Genomic DNA, 18,142 nt, shown 5'->3' with positions numbered 1-18,142 from the left:
GATTTGAGATTTTGGATTGGTCATTGGTCATTGGTTATTTTTCCCCATTCCCGATTCTTTATTCCCATTCCTTTCAATCTACAACTCGAACCAGATCGCCATCTTTGAGATAGCCTGCACCATCAAGTACAACGCGATCGCCTAGCTGTAACCCACTCTTGATTTCCACTGTGTCGTTATTACCAGGATCTCCTAACTCGACTTTCTGGCTACTGACTGTATTTTCACCCGATAAGATGAATACAATTACACTTGCGTCAGCTTGGGACTGTACTGCTTTTTGTGGCACTACCATTTTCATCCCTGAGTCAGTTGTAATTGCAGCACTCGCAAACATTCCTGGTTTTAGTAAAGTTGTTGGCGGCAAGTCAATTTTCACTGTCGCCTCACGTCTTTGATCGTTGAGTTGTGGTTGTATATCCCTGACTCGTCCCTGCGATCGCACCCGCCGATCGGCATCAGAAGTAACTTGCACCGATGCACCAATTTTCACCTGAGTTATTTGAGTTTCGGGCACTTTCGCCTGAAGTTCTAGCTTTTCATCTCGGATAATCGAAAATAGCTTTTGTGTGCCACCAATCACCGTTCCCACCTGAGTTTGCGGCGGTACACCAGTGACATCACCGACTCTAGCCAGCTTCTCGACGATTACTCCTGAAACCGGCGCACGTACCACAGTTTGTCCCAGCTGAGTTTGTAGTTGTTGTACTTTAGCAGCACTGCTCTTGACATCGGCTTTGGCTTTGTTGACGATCGCTTGAGCATTATTAATATTGGCTTGGGCACTGCGGATATTAGCCTGAGCGCTACGTATATTTTCTTGGGACAGGTTCACAACTTCAATGGCAGTTTTCACATTGTAAGAACGAGTATCAAGTTCTTGTTTGCTAATCGTCCCAGAGTCAGCAAGTTGTTGATAGCGTTGATAATTTTTGGCTGCTTCCTCTAACCTCGCCTTAGCTTGAGCTAAATCAGCTTGTTTTTGCTGGACTATTGCTCTATTTGATGCCAAATCTGCCTGCTTGGATGCAAAATCGGCTTGTTTGGATGCTACATCTGCTTGTTTCGATTCCACATCTGCTTTTGCTTGGCTAATTTGGCTTTGCAGTATGGAACCATCTAACACTGCCAACACTTGACCTTGTTTGACTAAAGCTCCTTCTTTCACATTTGCCAGGATACTTTTAATTTGTAAACCGTTTGTTTGCGGTAGCACCGGAATTAAATCACTCGCAGCAACAGTCCCGGTAGTTTTGAGTGTACGGACAACACGAGCAGTTTCTACTGTGGCGATAGTGACTGTCATCGCTGGGTTAACTTTTTTATCCACTACCGGACTTTTTTGACGGGATGGAAAACGATTTAATACACTCATTGCAAGTAAAGCGATCGCAATTCCTAAACCAGTACCCAAAAATAATGGCTTCAACCATGCCCTAGTTTGTTTTTGATCTGATATGCTCAAAAAATTTCTATCTTCAGAGGTTATAGCTTCTTCCACCTCAACTTCTGAAAGACTTTCATCGCTCACAGTTTCACCTCTACTTTCTGTCTTTGCATACCAAATCTTGGTATTTTCTTAAGAAAACTTGAAGTTTATTTACTTCGATATCAACTATGACGCATTTCATAGTAAATGTCTTTTATCTGCAATAGTATATAATATAACTTTATCCCTCAGAGAAATTACTAAAAAAATGATAATAAATTTTATGTAGATTATGATAAAAAAATTCTCTCATCTTATAGAGATACTCTATGTCACATACCATTTGTATTTAGATCACTGTCAACCAATGCTTAAATATGAAAAACTGATATAGTTCATTTAGATTTATCTAATTAGAATCGAAAGTATTTATGTACCTTGGTACACCAGGAAACTATTTTTATACGTAATCAATCAAAAGCCTTTGTGTTGTCAGGAAGCCGTGTATCCAAACATGGATAAAGCTAGCGTCTACAGCTACACGTGAGTTACAAAGGAATTCCAGCAAGGTAGCCTTGATTATGGAATTTTGAAATCAATCAAATCAATAAAAAATTGATATTTACCAGAGTAAGCAGATATGTTCAATGCCACTGAAATTTTAATTGATGCCTTCGTAAATGAAATTCGAGAGGGCTATCGCCGCACTTATGGCTGCTTTAAAAATGATTATCAGGACATTATCGCCTGGGCAGGTAACATGGCTTTGGAAAACATTGCCAATAGCGATGCCCTTTACCACAATGTTGAACACACTGTTTTAGTTACCCTGGTAGGACAAGAAATTTTACGTGGCAAACACATCAGGGAAGGCGGTGTTTCTAGTGAAGACTGGTTGCATTGTATTATTTCTTTAGTCAGTCATGATATTGGTTATGTTAAGGGAGTTTGCCGACAAGACCGAGAAACAGCAAACTTATATGCCACAGGTAAAAATGGCAAAATGATTTCTGTGGCTGCTGGCGCTTCTGATGCCAGTCTGACACCGTATCATGTTGATAGAGCCAAGCTGTTTATTGATGAGCGTTTTGGAGGTCACAAGTTAATAGATGCTGAGGCAATTAAAAGCAATATTGAATTGACTCGATTTCCCGTGCCTGCGGCAGAAGATCATCAAGATACGAAGTGCTTTGCAGGATTAGTGCGTGCTGCTGATTTGATTGGTCAACTAAGCGACCCGCGTTACCTGAAGAAAATTACTTCTTTATTTTACGAATTTGAAGAAACTGGTGTAAATAAAGTTTTGGGCTATAAAACTCCTGCCGATTTGCGTAACAACTACGCTAAGTTTTACTGGAATGGCGTCTACCCTTATATCCAAGAAGGACTGCATTACCTATCATTGACGCAACAGGGAAAACAAATTCTTGCTAATCTCTACTCAAACGTATTTGTTGTGGAACATCAAAAACAACAGGAAGAACAGCAGCGGTATTTAGAGAAATTAGCAGTTGGGAGTTAGGGACATCCAAGAATTAAATTATTCAATTCCTCCATCCAACGCCACTATCCAATTTCTCCCCCTGCCTCCCCTGCTCCCCCTGCTTACCAAAACGATTGATTATTTTTTTATTTGGAAGTCCCTTAGGAAAGACGCGATTAACCCTTGTCTGTACAGGAGTTGGGAGTTGAAAATTATTAATCATGAGTTATGAATTAAGATAAAAGCTTAATAACTCATAACTCCTAACTGATAACTCCTAACTACTATGGATTGGTGGCGACGACTTAAGAAAAATCCTTTGGCACGCTTTGGGACAATTTTGCTGTTAATTTTCTATATAGGAGTAATTGCAGCTGATTTCGTAGCTCCTTATGACCCCTATGCTTCACAGCCTAATGGTTCTCTGCTGCCACCAACTAAGATACACTGGGTTTCTCAATCAGGGCAATTTACTGGGCCTTACGTTTATCCGACGACTCAGGGAGATACCAATTTAGATACAGGCGATCGCGAACTCATTGTAGACTTGAAAAAGCCTTCACCCTTGCGTCTATTTGTCTTAGGGGCAAAATACAGATTGTTGGAGATGAGTTTGCCACTACCGCCTACGTGGGATGAAGTCACAATTTTTCCTGGTATCCCCTTAAATTGGCATTTATTTGGCACAACAAGTGGCGCAAAAGTCAATATTTTCGGCACTGATGACCAAGGCCGCGACCAATTTAGTCGCTTGCTGCATGGCGGTCGTATCAGTATGTTTATTGGGATTTTTGGCATTATCATTACCTATCCCCTCGGTTTGCTTATTGGTGGAATTTCCGGCTATTTCGGCGGTGTGACTGATAGCATCATTATGCGCTTGGCAGAAGTGCTAATGACTTTCCCTAGTATTTATCTTTTGGTAACATTGGGTGCAGTCTTACCAGCGGGTTTAAGTAGTACCCAGCGCTTTTTGCTGATTGTGGTTATTACTTCGGTTATTAGCTGGGCTGGTTTAGCACGGGTGATTCGAGGACAGGTACTATCAATTAAAGAGCGAGAATTTGTCCAAGCAGCGCGTGCGATGGGCGGGAACCCAATTTATATAATTATCCGTCACGTTTTGCCACAAACGGCTAGTTATGTAGTTATTTCAGCTACCCTTGCAATTCCCAGCTTTATTGGTGCAGAGGCGATACTAAGTCTCATCGGTTTAGGAATTCAACAACCAGACCCCTCTTGGGGCAATATGTTATCTCTGGCTAGCAATGCTTCAATTTTGGTACTGCAACCTTGGTTAATCTGGCCGCCGGCTGTGCTGATTATTCTCACAGTATTGGCATTCAACTTACTTGGTGATGGGCTAAGAGATGCCCTTGATCCTCGTAGTTTAAGAAGATAGGTTTATGAAAACAGGACAGGTAGAATGTGACTTAACTAGCAACTTACACTAAATAGTTTGGTGGCATAGATTATGAGCTTTTCTAGTATTGCTGTCAGTGTTTTTCTGGCTTACAGTCTGATTGGTTCGCGAGCGTTAGACACTACCGTAGTATTACCAGCAGTAAGTAATTTTTTTCAACTGTCTTCTGAAAAATATGAACTGATAAAAGCAACAAAGAAGCTTGAGCCAGTTAAACAACTGAAACCATCTCAAACTAATTCTCCACAGTTTCAGACTATAGAACCTGATAGTCAAAAATTAACACAATGTTTGAGAAGGATAAGAGATTCTAGAGCACGTCAGAGCAGTGGTGTTACTGGTAGTGCAGTCCCGTCTAATAACCTTGCTGAGTCAGCAAGAAGAGGCATAGAAGGCAGAGTAGAAATAGCTGTAGATACTGATGCTCAAGGCAATGTCACCAATGTCCGCCTTATTCGCTCTAGTGGAAACCGCAACTTGGATGAAGAAACTTTGAGACAAGCACGTAACTGGAAATTAAAACCCGCATCTGATGGCCGACAAGGAGTGTTAGTTGATACTGAATATGCTATAGCGGGTTCGTGTCGAAGGTAGGCGTAAAGGTAGCAGTGAAATAAAAAACTGAGGTTAATTTGGCCGTCCGCTGTGTTAATTATCCTCACAATGCTAGGATTCAACTTACTCGGTGATGGCTTGCGAGATGCACCGACCCGCTTAGTTTACAGAAATAAGGTGTCAGAATAGCAAATGTTGTCGTTGAAATAGCAAATGCTGTCGCCAAAATAACAAATGCAAACTCCGAAATAACAAATGCGAACTCCGAATTAACAAATGCGAACGCCGAAGTAACAAATGCGAACTCCGAAATAACAATTGCGAACGCCGAAATAACAAATGCGAACGCCGAAGTAACAAATGCGAACGCCGAAGTAACAAATGCGAACGCCGAAGTAACAAATGCGAACGCCGAAGTAACAAATGCGAACGCCGAAGTAACAAATGCGAACTCCGAAGTAACAAATGCGTACGCCGAATTAACAAATGCGAACTCCGAATTAACAAATGCGAACTCCGAAGTAACAAATGCGTAGGCGTAGCCAGCCATAGGCATCGCTCGTACTCTACTGCTGTAAAACCCAACGGCGAAACAGTTCTACCATAATCCGCCAGCTTCCCTGAGTTTCCTCAACGACATCATGACGCTTCAGAGTATTCAGCGCTTCCTGTAAATTGGTGTCGTTCATACCTGTAGATTGAGCTAAGGCATCCAGACTTAGCCCCTCTAGGTAAGGTGCAAGCACTTGTACAATTGCTTGTTGACCCTCAGTACCCCGCGCCGCCTGACCCCAAACCCCATCAAAGTAGTAGCGTCCCCGCCTGAAAAACTCAGGGTTATTGACAACTGCTTCCACGTCTTCTACTGTGAAAACTGGGTCACGCGATCGCCCTTGCTCAAAAACAAAGTCGTTGTAGCGGCGTACTAGCTGAAAACCCAGCAGTTGCACTAAATATGGTTGACCGTGTGTCAAAGCATAAATTTCATCTAAAGCTTCCGGGATGTAGTCGAGGGGGAAGTCTTCATTACCTGGGTTAGCAAGAATTTGGCGGGTAGCTGCACGTTCTTGAAAGCCTACATGAATAGGAATGACGCTGGCAAAGAAGGGTTGAAAATAATCTGCTGTCATCTCCTCCAAGGTGTGCAAACCAGCAAATGCAAAGGCAATTTTAGAACTCATTTGCACTAAACCGCGCAAAAAACCCATAAAGTCGATAGGGATTTTTTTTGCTTCAATTAAATCTTCAATTTTCTCAAATTCGTCTAAGGCAATGATTAACCCACCGTCTAGGTTTGCTTCAACCTGTTTTAAATAGCGTTCAAAAGTCCGGTAGGGGAGATTTAGTAAATCAGCATCAGTTGGGGGTGAAAGTTTTACAGTTTGAGAAATTTCATCACAAATTGCCATTAGCACCTCACCCACACCTTGAGGGCTATCTCCCAAACGTAGCAAGTTGACATAAGCTAGCTGTATTTGTGAGCCTAGACATTGAGCAGCATTAACCAGAATAGAAGTTTTGCCCATGCGCCTGTGACCGTAGAGAACTATAGACTGGAGTTGATTACCCATCACCCAGAGTTCTTCTAACTGTCTGATGACATCTTCTCGCCCAACGAAGAGATGACCTTGAACGGGGTCGCCTATAACATAAGGATTAACCACAGGCTTGGTAATGGAAATTTCTCCCACTTCACCAGCAATTTGTAAAAGGCTTTTTTGCCAAGTTTGAGCGATATCTATGATTAACCCTTGCTCTGCTTGTGGTAATGTGTCGGCTTGATTTAGGATTTTTGTCAGTTTGCCTAATGCTCGATTCAGAGCTAAAGACCTGGCTGAACGTGAGACGCTGCGTTCAATAAACTGGACATCCTCAACAACTTGACGTAAATTAGCAAGAACTTTCCAAGAAACTGGACGTAAAAGCGGTTCCTGTGGAAAAAGAGGAATTTGGATAGCAACAATAGAGGCTGGTTTTTTAGCTTTGTGAAACAGCGCTAGAGTTTGGGCAAGGGTAAACATTTCCTCGCCATAGAGAAGAGAACGCACTACAGCAAAAGCTTCTATTGCTCTGACTGGTTCTTTTTCATGCAGATGCCAGAAACCAGCAGCAGCAGCACGGGCAGGAGTATCTAAGCGAGTGTCTGTGTTAAAACGAGCCTGTAAACCTTCTCGCCAAGAACGAGGCAAGAAAAAGAACAAGGGGAAAGAGAAGAAACCTTTGATAAACGTTGATTTTATGGTTTCATCTAAAGAAGCTGAAGCAAAACGTACTATATTCCAATCAAAAGGATTTGCCGCCAGTCGAGAGACAGTCCAAATAAGTTGCTCTAAGGGGATTTTGGCAAGTACTCTATTGACTGCTTGGACAACAGGAATGAATTGTAGGGTATATGCCAGCAGTTCATTAATATTATGTAAACCAGTTTCCCAATCATTTTGCAACCAATTTTGCAAGCGCCAAACAAGATTAGGAAGGGGAAGCGGAGTGATGCGAGGGAGTAGCCAACTACCGTTTTGGATGATTTGCAAGTTTAAAGGTGAGCCAATAAGCCAGGTTACTGGACGCAGTACCGCCACACCGAACGCCACGGCGAACGCCACGCCGAACGCCACGCATACCACGCCAAACGCCATACCTACCGCCACGCCAAACGCCACACCAAACGCCACGGCGAACGCCACGCCTATCGCCACGGCGAACGCCACGCCAAACGCCATACCCACCGCCACGCCAAACGCCACGCCAAACGCCACGGCGAACGCCACGCCTACCGCCACGCCAAACGCCACGCCTACCGCCACGCCAAACGCCACGCCTACCGCCACGCCAAACGCCACGCCTACCGCCACGCCAAACGCCACAGCGAACGCCACGCATACCGCCACACCTCCCGTCACGCTCCCTACCACACCTCCCGCCACATCTCCCGCTACACCTCCCGTCACGCCTACCGCCACGCCGAACGCCACGCCGAACGCCACGCCGAACCAGTTAACGGGAATGTTTACTGCCTGAAAAATTAGACCTACAGCTAGAGGTGTAACTACTGTTAAAAATAATCCTTGGAAAAGTAAATGGCGTTGGATAGCATTTTGACGTAATAACTCCCATCCCTTTCGCCAATTCATTTCTTGTCTAGGAATATACCCACCCCCGAACATATCCACATACCACCGCAAAGCCTGGGGGAAGAAAAACACCCAGTACAAAAGGCGCAGATAATCCAGCGGGTTCCATAGAGAGAGAGGACGCTTTAACTTGGGTGCTAAGTCTAGGCGGGGTACAGGGGTCAATTCAGCCTCCATCATTAACCGTGAAGAACCTAACCTTCCCAGCTACCTTCCTATAAAGTAAGCGAGAGTAGGAGTAATCTTGCTTCCCTTGTAAGGAAGGGGTTGAGGGAGAGGTCAAAGAGGTATCACTCATCGCCCACTCTCCACATACTGCGAATAAATTCTATAGCACAGTTGCATCAGTTTGCGAGGATGTCCGCCACTTTCTTGGATGAGTTGGATGATTTCTTCTTCAGTAAAACTCACTGAAGTGTTAGCCAAACGGTTGGTAATAAAAGCACGCATAGTACCTTCATCCCAAGGATGAATGTGTTCTTCTTGGCAAATACCTGCTAGTGGAGATGTTTTGCCATTATCCTGACTGTCGTTAAATAGCCTGTCCAGAGGTTCGCTAGCAGCTAAAATCAACCGCAAAGAAGCATCACGCCCTTCAGCTAAACCTCGCAATTGATCCCTAACTTGGCGAGTAAAGCCGTTTTCGATTAACCTTCCTAAATTATCTATAGCTAATAGCACTTTTTTCTTTTGCAAATTGCGAGTTAGTCTATAGCCTTTGCTTTCAGGAATACCAATTTTATCGCACAAAGCAAAGTAGAATTCACCTTCATCATGAACTCCATTATTTAAATCTAAAAAAACTGGCTCACGTGGTAACTGTAAATAATTTTCTGCCTGTTGGCAAATCACCCATAACAAAGATGACTTGCCGATTCCTTCTTCTCCTATGAGCGCGACACTACTATTATTGTTAAGTACTTCAAATACCCGTGATATTTCGTGTTTCCTGCCAAAAAACTGTTGTGGGTCTTCTATTCTGCCGTGTTGGAGAATAAAAGGATTATGATTTTGCAGCAATAGATTAGCTGAGTGTGATTCATCTCTTAGTGGTGGATTAGTTGGTTCTACAATTGGTTCTTGGGAAAGTGAAGCTTGTTCTAAAGACTTTTGATATCCTGCTATTATTGAATTTTTAAAAATTCTTTTTTTAACTTGTATTCCTAAAAGTTCTGTAATCTTTGTGCATAACTTTGCACCCACCTCTCTGACATATTCTGCACTATAGCTATGATTAACAATATCTTTATACTTCTTCCCTTCCCACATCCCTAAAAAGAGCTTTTGTTCTAAGTCATTTAAGACTTGCTTATCGTTTGCAAGTAGCTTATTAATGAATATTAATGCTTTTTGTGAGTCCATTAGGTGTAAGGGAATTGGCAGAGCAAAGTTAAAATCAGTCAGTAGTGTAATAACTTTACCTTACAAACCTACATTTGCCTACTTTACCTTACAACAATTTAATCACTCAAACTCCTTACTAGCGGCTACCTATAGAGCTTATGTCTCAAGTGATGATGGTGTCATACCAAAAAAAGTTGAGGAGTTTGAAAAATGACAACTTTTAGACAACAGCTTGTACTTGCTCTCATCGCTGCTACCAGCGCCATACTAGCTACAGTAGCGCCTGCATTAATTGAGCAGGATAAAAAATCTTTTTCAGAACCAAAGCCTTTTGTCACCGCCACCTCTGCAATATGTGACAAAGTTATTGTCGATAAAGTCTGTGTCGCTAATCTTACAGTGCAGGTTAATAGCAACGAACTTCAGCAAGTGAAAAATCGCGATCGCCTCTTTCTCAAATCTGGAGATACTCTAAGATTATCAAACGTCTATTATTGCATACCATCTCAAACTCTACTCAATAAAGTAGAAGTCAAAGGATATTTATTTAAACATGGAGTTGAGAGTTATAAAAATGGACTTTTCACTCCTAGTAACTTCCCGATTTATGCTGCTTGCCATAATATTGGTAACTTCCAAAAAACTTGGAAGCTTGAACCAGGACAGCACCAAGTCAGCATACCCATTATCAAGTATGTTGGTAGCAACAGAATTGTTGACGGTAGTTTCTACTTTAACTTGGATGTTGGAGAGTAATTTCAGTCTTCTGTTTAAAAGCGAAAGTGAGTAATAGTTTTATGGCTTACAGCGAGTTTAGTTTGGCTAAAGCAAAACGAGAGTTTAGTTTAACCACCTTAGAAAAACGCGATATTTTCGTTGCTGTTCCTGAATTAGCAGCGAGTAATTTACTTGTAGAAACACTCAATTATAATCTGGCGATCGCTTTAGCTAGTAATAGTGAAAAAGCGCGCTCTGAATTTATCATTGCTCCCATTCTAGTTGACTTGCGCCGACAATTACACGAGCAAGTTAGTTTATTTTCTGGGGTAGATTTTACTGTTGATAATGCCAAAGGATTAAATGGCACTTGCGATTTTATTATTACTAAATCTCCAGAAATACTAATTTTGACTGCACCAGTAATTACAGTTGTAGAAGCTAAAAAAGAAAATATTAATGCGGGTTTGGGTCAGTGTGCAGCCGAAATGGTAGCAGCCCAAATTTTTAATCAGCAAGCTGCAACTGAAATTAAAACAATTTATGGAGCAGTCACAACGGGCAGTATTTGGCAATTCCTCAAATTACAACAACAAACATTGACCATTGATTTAAGCGAATATTATCTTAAAGATGTGAATAAAATTCTTGGTATTTTAGCCAGTGGTATTTCTCAAGAAATTTAATACCGAATTCGCGGATCTACATAAGCGTTTAAAATATCAATCAAAATGCTGGCGCTGACAATGATCGCACCAAAAAATACGAGTACTCCCTGGACTGTGGGATAATCGCGATCGGCGATCGCTTGATACAATCGATTAGCTAACCCAGGCCAAGAAAATGTTACCTCTGTCAAAATCGCCCCACCCAACAGAGACGCAAAGGTTAATCCTAAGACTGTAATCACTGGAATTAGCGCATTTTTTAAAGCATGGGAAGCTAAAATTTTATTTTCACCAATACCTCTAGCTCTAGCTGCTTCTACATAATCTGCTTGCAAGGTTTGCTTTAAATTCACTCGCACGATTCGCTCAAAAATTCCACTAAGCAAAATTCCTAATGTGAGACTTGGTAGAGCAAGATGGTGCAAAGATGCGAAAAACTGGGTGAAATTTCCACCGAGTAGGCTATCAATTGTATACAATCCAGTCACAGGAGTGGGAGCCGGCAGATTAGACGGAAAGCGGTTGGAATTAGGAAACCAACCCAGTTGGACTGAGAAAATCAACTGTAAAAGCATTCCCGCCCAAAACATCGGAAGTGCGTAAGTGATGATACCAAATAAGCGCCCACCAACATCAAAATATGTTCCAGGACGAGAAGCCGAAAGAGTTCCAACCGCAATTCCGACGATGAGAGCAACCGCCATACTACATACTGCTAACTCCACCGTCGCCGGGAAATATTGCCCAATTATGTCCCAAACATTCTCTCCGCGACTCATTAAAGAGGTTCCCAAGTCAAAGCGCAGTATGCTTCCCAAATAATTTAGGTACTGTAGCCACAGGGGAAGATTTAAACCGAGTTGTTTTCGCAATTCTTCTTTAGCAGCTTCTGGCGCACGTCCACCGAGAATTGCATCTGCTGGATCTCCTGGTGTTGCTCTTAGTAAGAGAAATACAATGGTAATGATAGTTAATAGCTGAAGTGGCGCAAGAAGTAACCGAGAAACAATGTAATATTGTAAAGCTTTAGAACGAGACATAATTTTAATTATTTGTCATTTGTCATTTGTCATTTGTGAATTATGCCCCATGCCCAATAGCTAATTTTTAAGTGTCTGGTAAACCAAAATTTGAGTAGGATTAAGTTCTACGCCATTAACACCATTTCGGGCAAATACATAGTCTTTGTTTTGCCATAAGGGAACGTAAGGTACATCAGTAGTAACTTGCGTTTGAATTTCGTTAAAAATTTTCTGACGCGCTTCGGGGTTTAGTTCTTTGCGTTGCCCATCAATCAGTTTATTTATGGCTTCGTTATAGTAGAACGAACCCTGAGTTTGACTACCTCCATCTTCGCATCCTTTAGCAGTTGAACCTTTGTCACAAGACAAAAATGGTTGGACGTAATTATCTGGATCTAAAAAGTCTGGATACCAATCAAGTAAAGCTGCCGGATACAAACCCTTGGCAATATCTTTAAAGAAGGCAGGCCCTTCCGCTTGGGCAACTTCAAATTGCAGTATTCCATCCATTTTGACATCCACAAGGGATTTGAGTGTCTGTGCTGCCAAACTACGAGTAGGTGAACTAGAAGGATACCAAACTTGCACTTTTGCAGGATTTTCTTTGGAGAAACCAGCAGTAGTTAATAATTTTTTAGCTTGATCGAAGTTAGCATCACCATATTTATCTTTGAATAATGGCAAAGAAACTTTAAACGTTGTGGGAATCATGCTATAAAGCGGATCTGCTTGACCAAGTAATACTCGCTCGTTTAAAAGTGGACGGTCAATTATGGAGGCGATCGCTTGTCTTACCTCTAATTTATCTAAAGGCTTTTGATTTCGGTTTAATACTAGATAACTTACTACACTACCCTCAGCAGCGATCGCTTGCCAATCTCCTTTTTTGCCACCTTCTTCCAAGCTCCGATTTTGATCTGGCTGTAACGACAGATAAGCTACATCGATTGCACCTGTGCGGAAAGCATTAAACAAATTAACCGCACTAGTTTGAATTTGGAGATTAACACCTTTGTTAGCTGGTTTTTCTCCCCAGTATTTATCAAACACATCAAATCTGATAGAATCAGTACCATACTGTCCTAATTTATAAGGGCCAGTTCCCACAAAAATATTCGGCTTGAATCTACCAGCGCCGACTTCGTAAACTTTTGGTGAAACGGCACATACTCCAGGAAATGCCAACAGTGAGGGAAAAGCTGCAAAGGACTTTTTCAGCTTGATTGTCAACTCATACTCGCTTGTAGGTTTTATCGAATCTACTAAATCAGCTAGTAAGAATGAGGGTTTTCCTTTATTTTCAATAAAGCGCTGGATGGTAAAGGCCATTGCTTGAGCGTTGAAGGGAGTCCCATCGTGAAAAACTACTCCCTGACGTAAGGGGATGGTATAAGTTAAGCCGTCTTGACTGACTTTGGGTAATGCTGTAGCTAGTTGAGGCTTAATTTCGGTGCTTCCTGGTTCGTAGTTGTAGAGGCGATCGCTCATATTAAACACCAAACCTAAAGATGCTAACTCATAGGCATCAGCCGGATCAAGGGTTCTTGGCCTGGCTGTTGTACCTATCGTAATACGAGCATCACCTGTAGGGGTATTTACAGAACCAGATGGCGGCGTAGTTGACTGCGGACGAGGAGCACAACTAATAACCAAAAATAAACATAAATAGAACAAAGATAGGAACTGTATAATCAGACCCCACCGTTTCACGAACAAGGAAAACCAGGTCATAGCAATAATATATTTAATATCAGCGGTCAGCAATTTTACTACATTTGTGACTCTTATGCTGAATCTTCACAATTTATAGTAGTTCTTATTTCGATGGAACACTCCCTAGCCATTGAAATCAAAAATTTGTGGCGGATACTCAACTTCATAATAAGTTTATTGTTACTGTATGATGCTTACGACGGGCTACGCACGAACACTATTTTGTTACAAAAAATCATTAATAAAATACAGGATTTGATATTTAAGATTTGTTAAGTATTAAAAAGTTTTTATTTAATTAAAATTTTCAACCAAACATTGGTTAAATTGGTCGTAAATTCATAGTTACTAGGAAAATAGGTCTTGTTAAGCTTTGACACTTAGCCTAAGTAGTGTACGTTGAGATTTTAGCTCTTGCTGCTTGGGAACAGACATCGATAAAGCGTTTTATCGTCAAAATCCGCTCTCTTCTCAAAAAGAAGAGTGTTTGAACATCAGCTACTAAGGCGATCGCGATATCGTTAACAGCAGATTGAAAGTCTAATAGTGAGACTAAGACCGTGAAGTATTTCTTTCTATCTGAGGGATGGGCAGTTGCAAGAGTCTGGGCATCTGATGGACTCTGGCAAATAACCGCATGGCGACGCCAACCAGATATTCAGCGAATGAATATTTGTTTAGTCGAAGAAAATGAATTGCTCTGGCTTTATCGAGTAGAAGAAGCCGTTTTAACCGTGGAAGTTAAGCCAACAACATCAGTAATTGCTAGCCAGACTATCGGTCAAGTAGTACTCAAGCGTCTGATGAGCGCTGAACAGGTAATTGAACGCCTAAGTACAGCTGAGGCGAAGTGTCAACTGCAAAATATCCAGTTGGTGGTTCAGTAAAGATTGGCCAAACAGGGCATTGGGAAGAGACTTGGGGACAAGGGGAAGGGAAAGACTTGTTGCAAGTTCTAACTTTATTCACCTTGTCCTCATTGTCCCCCTTGTCCCCTCTGCTCCCCTTCTCCCCACTCCTCGTAAAGAAAAGATAAGCAAATTTAATCCTCGACGCGTATTGGTAGCGAAAAAACTTGGATATGCTACGCGATCGCATCAATTTACACGCTTGCAAACAATTCCATCAATAGTTACACTTTTTAAAACATTCTCATTTTTGCTTAACGATGGCTAACCTATATAGGTAAACCTCCTGAAGCGAGTAAGCATTGCCAAAGCACCCACGCTGTCTGATTTATTAAGACTAAGCTGCGGTAGTACTCTAGCTCTGGCAATAAAAAAAACAAGAGAGAGTTTTCTAAGTGGCGATTTTCGTCTCTTAGAACCTCAGTAAGAAAATTGCTTTGTAAACTAACTCATCGAGGAGGAGCGTAGTCGATGGGACTACCCTGGTACCGAGTACATACAGTCGTTCTGAATGATCCAGGACGACTGATTTCTGTACACCTAATGCACACAGCCTTAGTATCAGGCTGGGCTGGTTCGATGGCACTCTACGAACTGGCTATTTTTGACCCTAGCGATCCAGTTCTCAATCCGATGTGGCGTCAAGGAATGTATGTCTTGCCGTTCATGTCACGTTTGGGCGTCACTCAATCTTGGGGTGGTTGGAACGTTACTGGTGGACCAGCAACTGATCCTGGCTTCTGGTCATTTGAAGGCGTTGCTGCCGCTCATATTGTTCTTTCCGGTCTACTATTTCTAGCCGCCGTATGGCACTGGGTTTACTGGGATTTGGAACTTTTTAGAGATCCCCGCACTGGTGAACCCGCTCTAGACTTGCCAAAAATGTTTGGCATTCACTTGTTCTTATCTGGTCTACTTTGTTTTGGATTTGGTGCTTTTCACGTCACCGGACTATTTGGGCCGGGGATATGGGTTTCTGACGCTTATGGTGTAACTGGTGCTGCCCAGGCAGTAGCACCAGAATGGGGCCCAGATGGTTTTAACCCCTATAACCCTGGTGGCATTGCGGCTCACCACATTGCCGCTGGTGTTGTTGGTATTATTGCAGGCTTATTCCACCTGACAGTTAGACCCCCGGAACGGCTCTACAAAGCCTTACGGATGGGGAACATTGAAACAGTACTTTCTAGCAGTATTGCAGCAGTTTTCTTTGCTGCTTTCGTGGTTGCTGGTACTATGTGGTACGGTAACGCCGCCACTCCCATCGAATTGTTTGGTCCTACCCGCTATCAATGGGATCAAAACTACTTCCGTCAAGAAATTCAGCGCCGCGTCCAAACAAACGTTGCCCAAGGTGCAACCCTTGAGCAAGCTTGGTCGCAGATTCCTGAAAAATTGGCTTTCTATGATTATGTCGGTAATAGCCCCGCTAAAGGCGGTTTATTCCGTACAGGGCCGATGGTGAAAGGTGATGGCATTGCCCAGTCTTGGCTAGGTCACGCCGTATTCAAAGATTCTGAAGGACGAGAATTGACTGTACGTCGTCTCCCCAACTTCTTTGAAACTTTCCCAGTGGTTTTGACTGATGCAGATGGAATTGTCCGCGCTGACATTCCCTTCCGTCGGGCAGAATCTAAGTATAGCTTCGAGCAATCTGGTGTTACCGTTAGTTTCTACGGTGGCGATCTTAATGGTCAGACCTTTACAGAGCCAGCTGATGTGAAGAGGTATGCCCGTAAAGCTCAAGGCGGTGAAATCTTTGAATTTGACCGAGAAACCTTGAAATCTGATGGTGTATTCCGCACCAGTCCCAGAGGTTGGTTTACCTTTGGACACGCTGTATTTGCTCTGTTGTTCTTCTTTGGTCATCTCTGGCATGGCGCTCGAACAATTTATCGAGACGTATTTGCTGGTGTTGACGCGGATCTTGAAGAGCAAGTTGAGTGGGGTCTGTTCCAGAAAGTGGGTGACAAGTCAACCCGCCGGAAAGAAGCCCTTTAATTTCAGTGCTGAGTAAAGAAGTGCTGAGTTCTGAGTTAAGGCTCTGACTCAGTACTCAGATGACTCAGCATTAAAAACTTTAGCTACTGGCTGGATAAAGAGGAAATCGTAATATGGAAAGCGTTGCGTACATCTTGATTTTTACTCTGTGTATAGGTACTCTCTTCTTTGCGATCGCATTTCGCGAACCCCCTCGCTTTGAGAAACCAAAAGATAAGTAGATCCTATTCCCAGACTTTTAAGCGGATTTAATTTTAATATCCGTTGCTACTAAGCATGGTGGCAACGGATATTATTATGTTTGTCCTTTGTCCTACCCTGCGGGAAGCCGCTGACGCGTTTATGTCATTTGTCTTTTATGTTGTTTCTCACTATTGACCAATGACCAATAACTAAATATTGTGATATAATTCCCAATCTTGGGAGTAAATATGTGTTAATGCTAGCTTTTCTGCGCTAGGATAAAAAAAGATGTTTTGTGTAAGCTGCCATAGAACTGTCTACATAGCACATCGCGCTTGTCACACCACCTTTACGGAGACTAAAACCAGGAACAAATCAGCATGGTCAATCAGAATTTAACCGCTACAGAAATTGGATTCACTCACGAAGATTTCGCTGCTCTACTTGACAAATACGATTATCATTTTAGCCCTGGCGATGTTGTGCCAGGAACAGTTTTCAGTATAGAGCCGCGCGGCGCTCTGATTGACATTGGTGCTAAAACCGCAGCATATATACCTATACAAGAAATGTCTATTAACCGGGTGGATAGCCCGGAAGAAGTATTACAGTCAAACGAAACGCGCGAATTTTTCATCCTTACCGATGAAAACGAAGATGGTCAATTAACCCTTTCCATTCGCCGTATTGAATATATGCGGGCTTGGGAACGCGTGCGACAGTTGCAAGCAGAAGATGCTACTGTACGTTCTGGTGTGTTTGCAACCAATCGCGGTGGAGCATTGGTAAGGATTGAGGGATTACGTGGCTTTATCCCAGGCTCTCACATCAGTACCCGCAAACCTAAAGAAGAATTGGTCGGCGAGGATCTGCCGTTGAAATTCCTAGAGGTGGATGAAGAACGTAATCGCCTTGTTCTATCTCACCGTCGGGCGCTGGTTGAGCGCAAGATGAACCGCCTAGAAGTCGGCGAAGTAGTAATTGGTACTGTTCGTGGAATCAAACCCTACGGTGCTTTCATTGACATTGGCGGCGTCAGCGGTTTACTGCATATTTCTGAGATTTCTCACGAACATATTGATACACCTCATAGCGTGTTCAATGTCAATGATGAAGTAAAAGTTATGATCATTGACTTGGACGCAGAAAGGGGTCGCATTTCACTATCTACCAAGCAGCTAGAACCCGAACCCGGTGACATGATTAAAAACCGGGATTTGGTTTACGATAAGGCGGAAGAAATGGCTGCTAGGTACCGCGAACAGCTATTAGCCAAGCAGCAAGGTGCTACTGCTGCGGCTTCACCTGCGGAAGTTCTTGCAGACGAAGATATTCCACCAGCAACGGAACTTGATGAAGATATTCCAGTAGTTGCGGCAATTGAAACAGAGATTCCAGCAGCGCCGGAAATTGAAGAGGAAATTCCAGCAGCTATTGAAGAGTAATAGATTTTTTATAGTTTTACTTATCTTTAAGTAAGGGTATTAAATCATTTTATAAAGAGGGAAAAACCCTCTTTTTTTATGTGGAGAATCGAGAATAGTTTGGAGAGACGCGATTAACCC

The 18,142-nt window shown here is 42.5% G+C and carries 13 protein-coding genes and 1 pseudogene; 9 read left to right on the top strand and 5 right to left on the bottom strand.

The window, feature by feature from the left end:
* Positions 1-73 precede the first annotated feature (73 nt).
* Positions 74-1,531 (bottom strand): efflux RND transporter periplasmic adaptor subunit, encoded by a 1,458-nt coding sequence (locus tag V7K56_RS10265; protein ID WP_334910089.1) that lies wholly within the window; start codon positions 1,529-1,531, stop codon positions 74-76.
* Positions 1,532-2,069: 538 nt separating this feature from the next.
* Between V7K56_RS10265 and V7K56_RS10260 the strand changes: the two genes are divergently transcribed.
* From V7K56_RS10260 to V7K56_RS10250, 3 genes and pseudogenes are all read left to right on the top strand, one after another.
* A complete protein-coding gene (locus V7K56_RS10260) occupies positions 2,070-2,951 on the top strand; it encodes an Npun_R2479 family HD domain-containing metalloprotein (protein WP_334910087.1) in 882 nt (293 codons plus the stop codon).
* A 247-nt stretch (positions 2,952-3,198) separates the two neighbouring features.
* Positions 3,199-4,314, top strand: a complete 1,116-nt coding sequence (locus V7K56_RS10255; protein WP_334910085.1) for an ABC transporter permease — start codon at positions 3,199-3,201, stop codon at positions 4,312-4,314.
* A 396-nt stretch (positions 4,315-4,710) separates the two neighbouring features.
* Positions 4,711-4,923 (top strand): annotated as a pseudogene (locus V7K56_RS10250) (energy transducer TonB); the annotation flags it as partial.
* A 533-nt stretch (positions 4,924-5,456) separates the two neighbouring features.
* Here the strand turns inward: V7K56_RS10250 and V7K56_RS10245 are convergent.
* Complete coding sequence (locus V7K56_RS10245; RefSeq protein ID WP_334910082.1) at positions 5,457-8,186, bottom strand: AAA family ATPase; 2,730 nt, start codon at positions 8,184-8,186, stop codon at positions 5,457-5,459.
* 129 nt (positions 8,187-8,315) lie between these two features.
* Positions 8,316-9,383 (bottom strand): ATP-binding protein, encoded by a 1,068-nt coding sequence (locus V7K56_RS10240; protein ID WP_334910080.1) that lies wholly within the window; start codon positions 9,381-9,383, stop codon positions 8,316-8,318.
* Positions 9,384-9,575: 192 nt separating this feature from the next.
* On the opposite strand from V7K56_RS10240, the gene V7K56_RS10235 reads away from it, so the two are divergent.
* Complete coding sequence (locus tag V7K56_RS10235) at positions 9,576-10,121, top strand: hypothetical protein (RefSeq protein ID WP_334910078.1); 546 nt, start codon at positions 9,576-9,578, stop codon at positions 10,119-10,121.
* A gap of 41 nt (positions 10,122-10,162) precedes the next feature.
* Positions 10,163-10,768, top strand: coding sequence for a hypothetical protein (locus V7K56_RS10230; protein ID WP_334910076.1), 606 nt, complete (start codon positions 10,163-10,165; stop codon positions 10,766-10,768).
* Here the strand turns inward: V7K56_RS10230 and V7K56_RS10225 are convergent.
* A complete protein-coding gene (locus tag V7K56_RS10225; protein ID WP_334910074.1) occupies positions 10,765-11,790 on the bottom strand; it encodes an ABC transporter permease in 1,026 nt (341 codons plus the stop codon). The two genes, V7K56_RS10230 and V7K56_RS10225, sit on opposite strands and share 4 nt — an antisense overlap.
* A 60-nt stretch (positions 11,791-11,850) precedes the next feature.
* Positions 11,851-13,503 carry an ABC transporter substrate-binding protein gene (locus V7K56_RS10220; protein WP_334910072.1) on the bottom strand — a complete coding sequence of 551 codons (1,653 nt, stop codon included), beginning with the start codon at positions 13,501-13,503 and terminating at the stop codon, positions 11,851-11,853.
* Positions 13,504-14,045: 542 nt separating this feature from the next.
* Here V7K56_RS10220 and V7K56_RS10215 point away from each other — a divergent pair.
* The 4 genes from V7K56_RS10215 to V7K56_RS10200 all read left to right on the top strand — a co-directional run bounded on the left by V7K56_RS10215 (position 14,046) and on the right by V7K56_RS10200 (position 18,022).
* On the top strand, positions 14,046-14,372 hold the full coding sequence (locus V7K56_RS10215) for a hypothetical protein (RefSeq protein ID WP_334910070.1): 327 nt from the start codon (positions 14,046-14,048) through the stop codon (positions 14,370-14,372).
* A 492-nt stretch (positions 14,373-14,864) separates the two neighbouring features.
* Complete coding sequence (psbB, locus tag V7K56_RS10210; protein WP_334910068.1) at positions 14,865-16,394, top strand: photosystem II chlorophyll-binding protein CP47; 1,530 nt, start codon at positions 14,865-14,867, stop codon at positions 16,392-16,394.
* A 113-nt stretch (positions 16,395-16,507) separates the two neighbouring features.
* The gene (locus V7K56_RS10205) at positions 16,508-16,615 is read left to right on the top strand and encodes a photosystem II reaction center protein T (protein WP_084227385.1); all 108 of its coding nucleotides are present in this window, start codon (positions 16,508-16,510) and stop codon (positions 16,613-16,615) included.
* A gap of 342 nt (positions 16,616-16,957) precedes the next feature.
* Positions 16,958-18,022, top strand: coding sequence for a 30S ribosomal protein S1 (locus V7K56_RS10200; protein WP_334910066.1), 1,065 nt, complete (start codon positions 16,958-16,960; stop codon positions 18,020-18,022).
* Positions 18,023-18,142: the final 120 nt, after the last annotated feature.

Origin of the sequence: Nostoc sp., assembly GCF_036917535.1 — a bacterium.
GTDB lineage: Bacteria > Cyanobacteriota > Cyanobacteriia > Cyanobacteriales > Nostocaceae > Nostoc.
The sequence above is the reverse complement of the archived record's forward strand: the minus strand, read 5'-3'. Positions and strand labels throughout refer to the sequence as shown.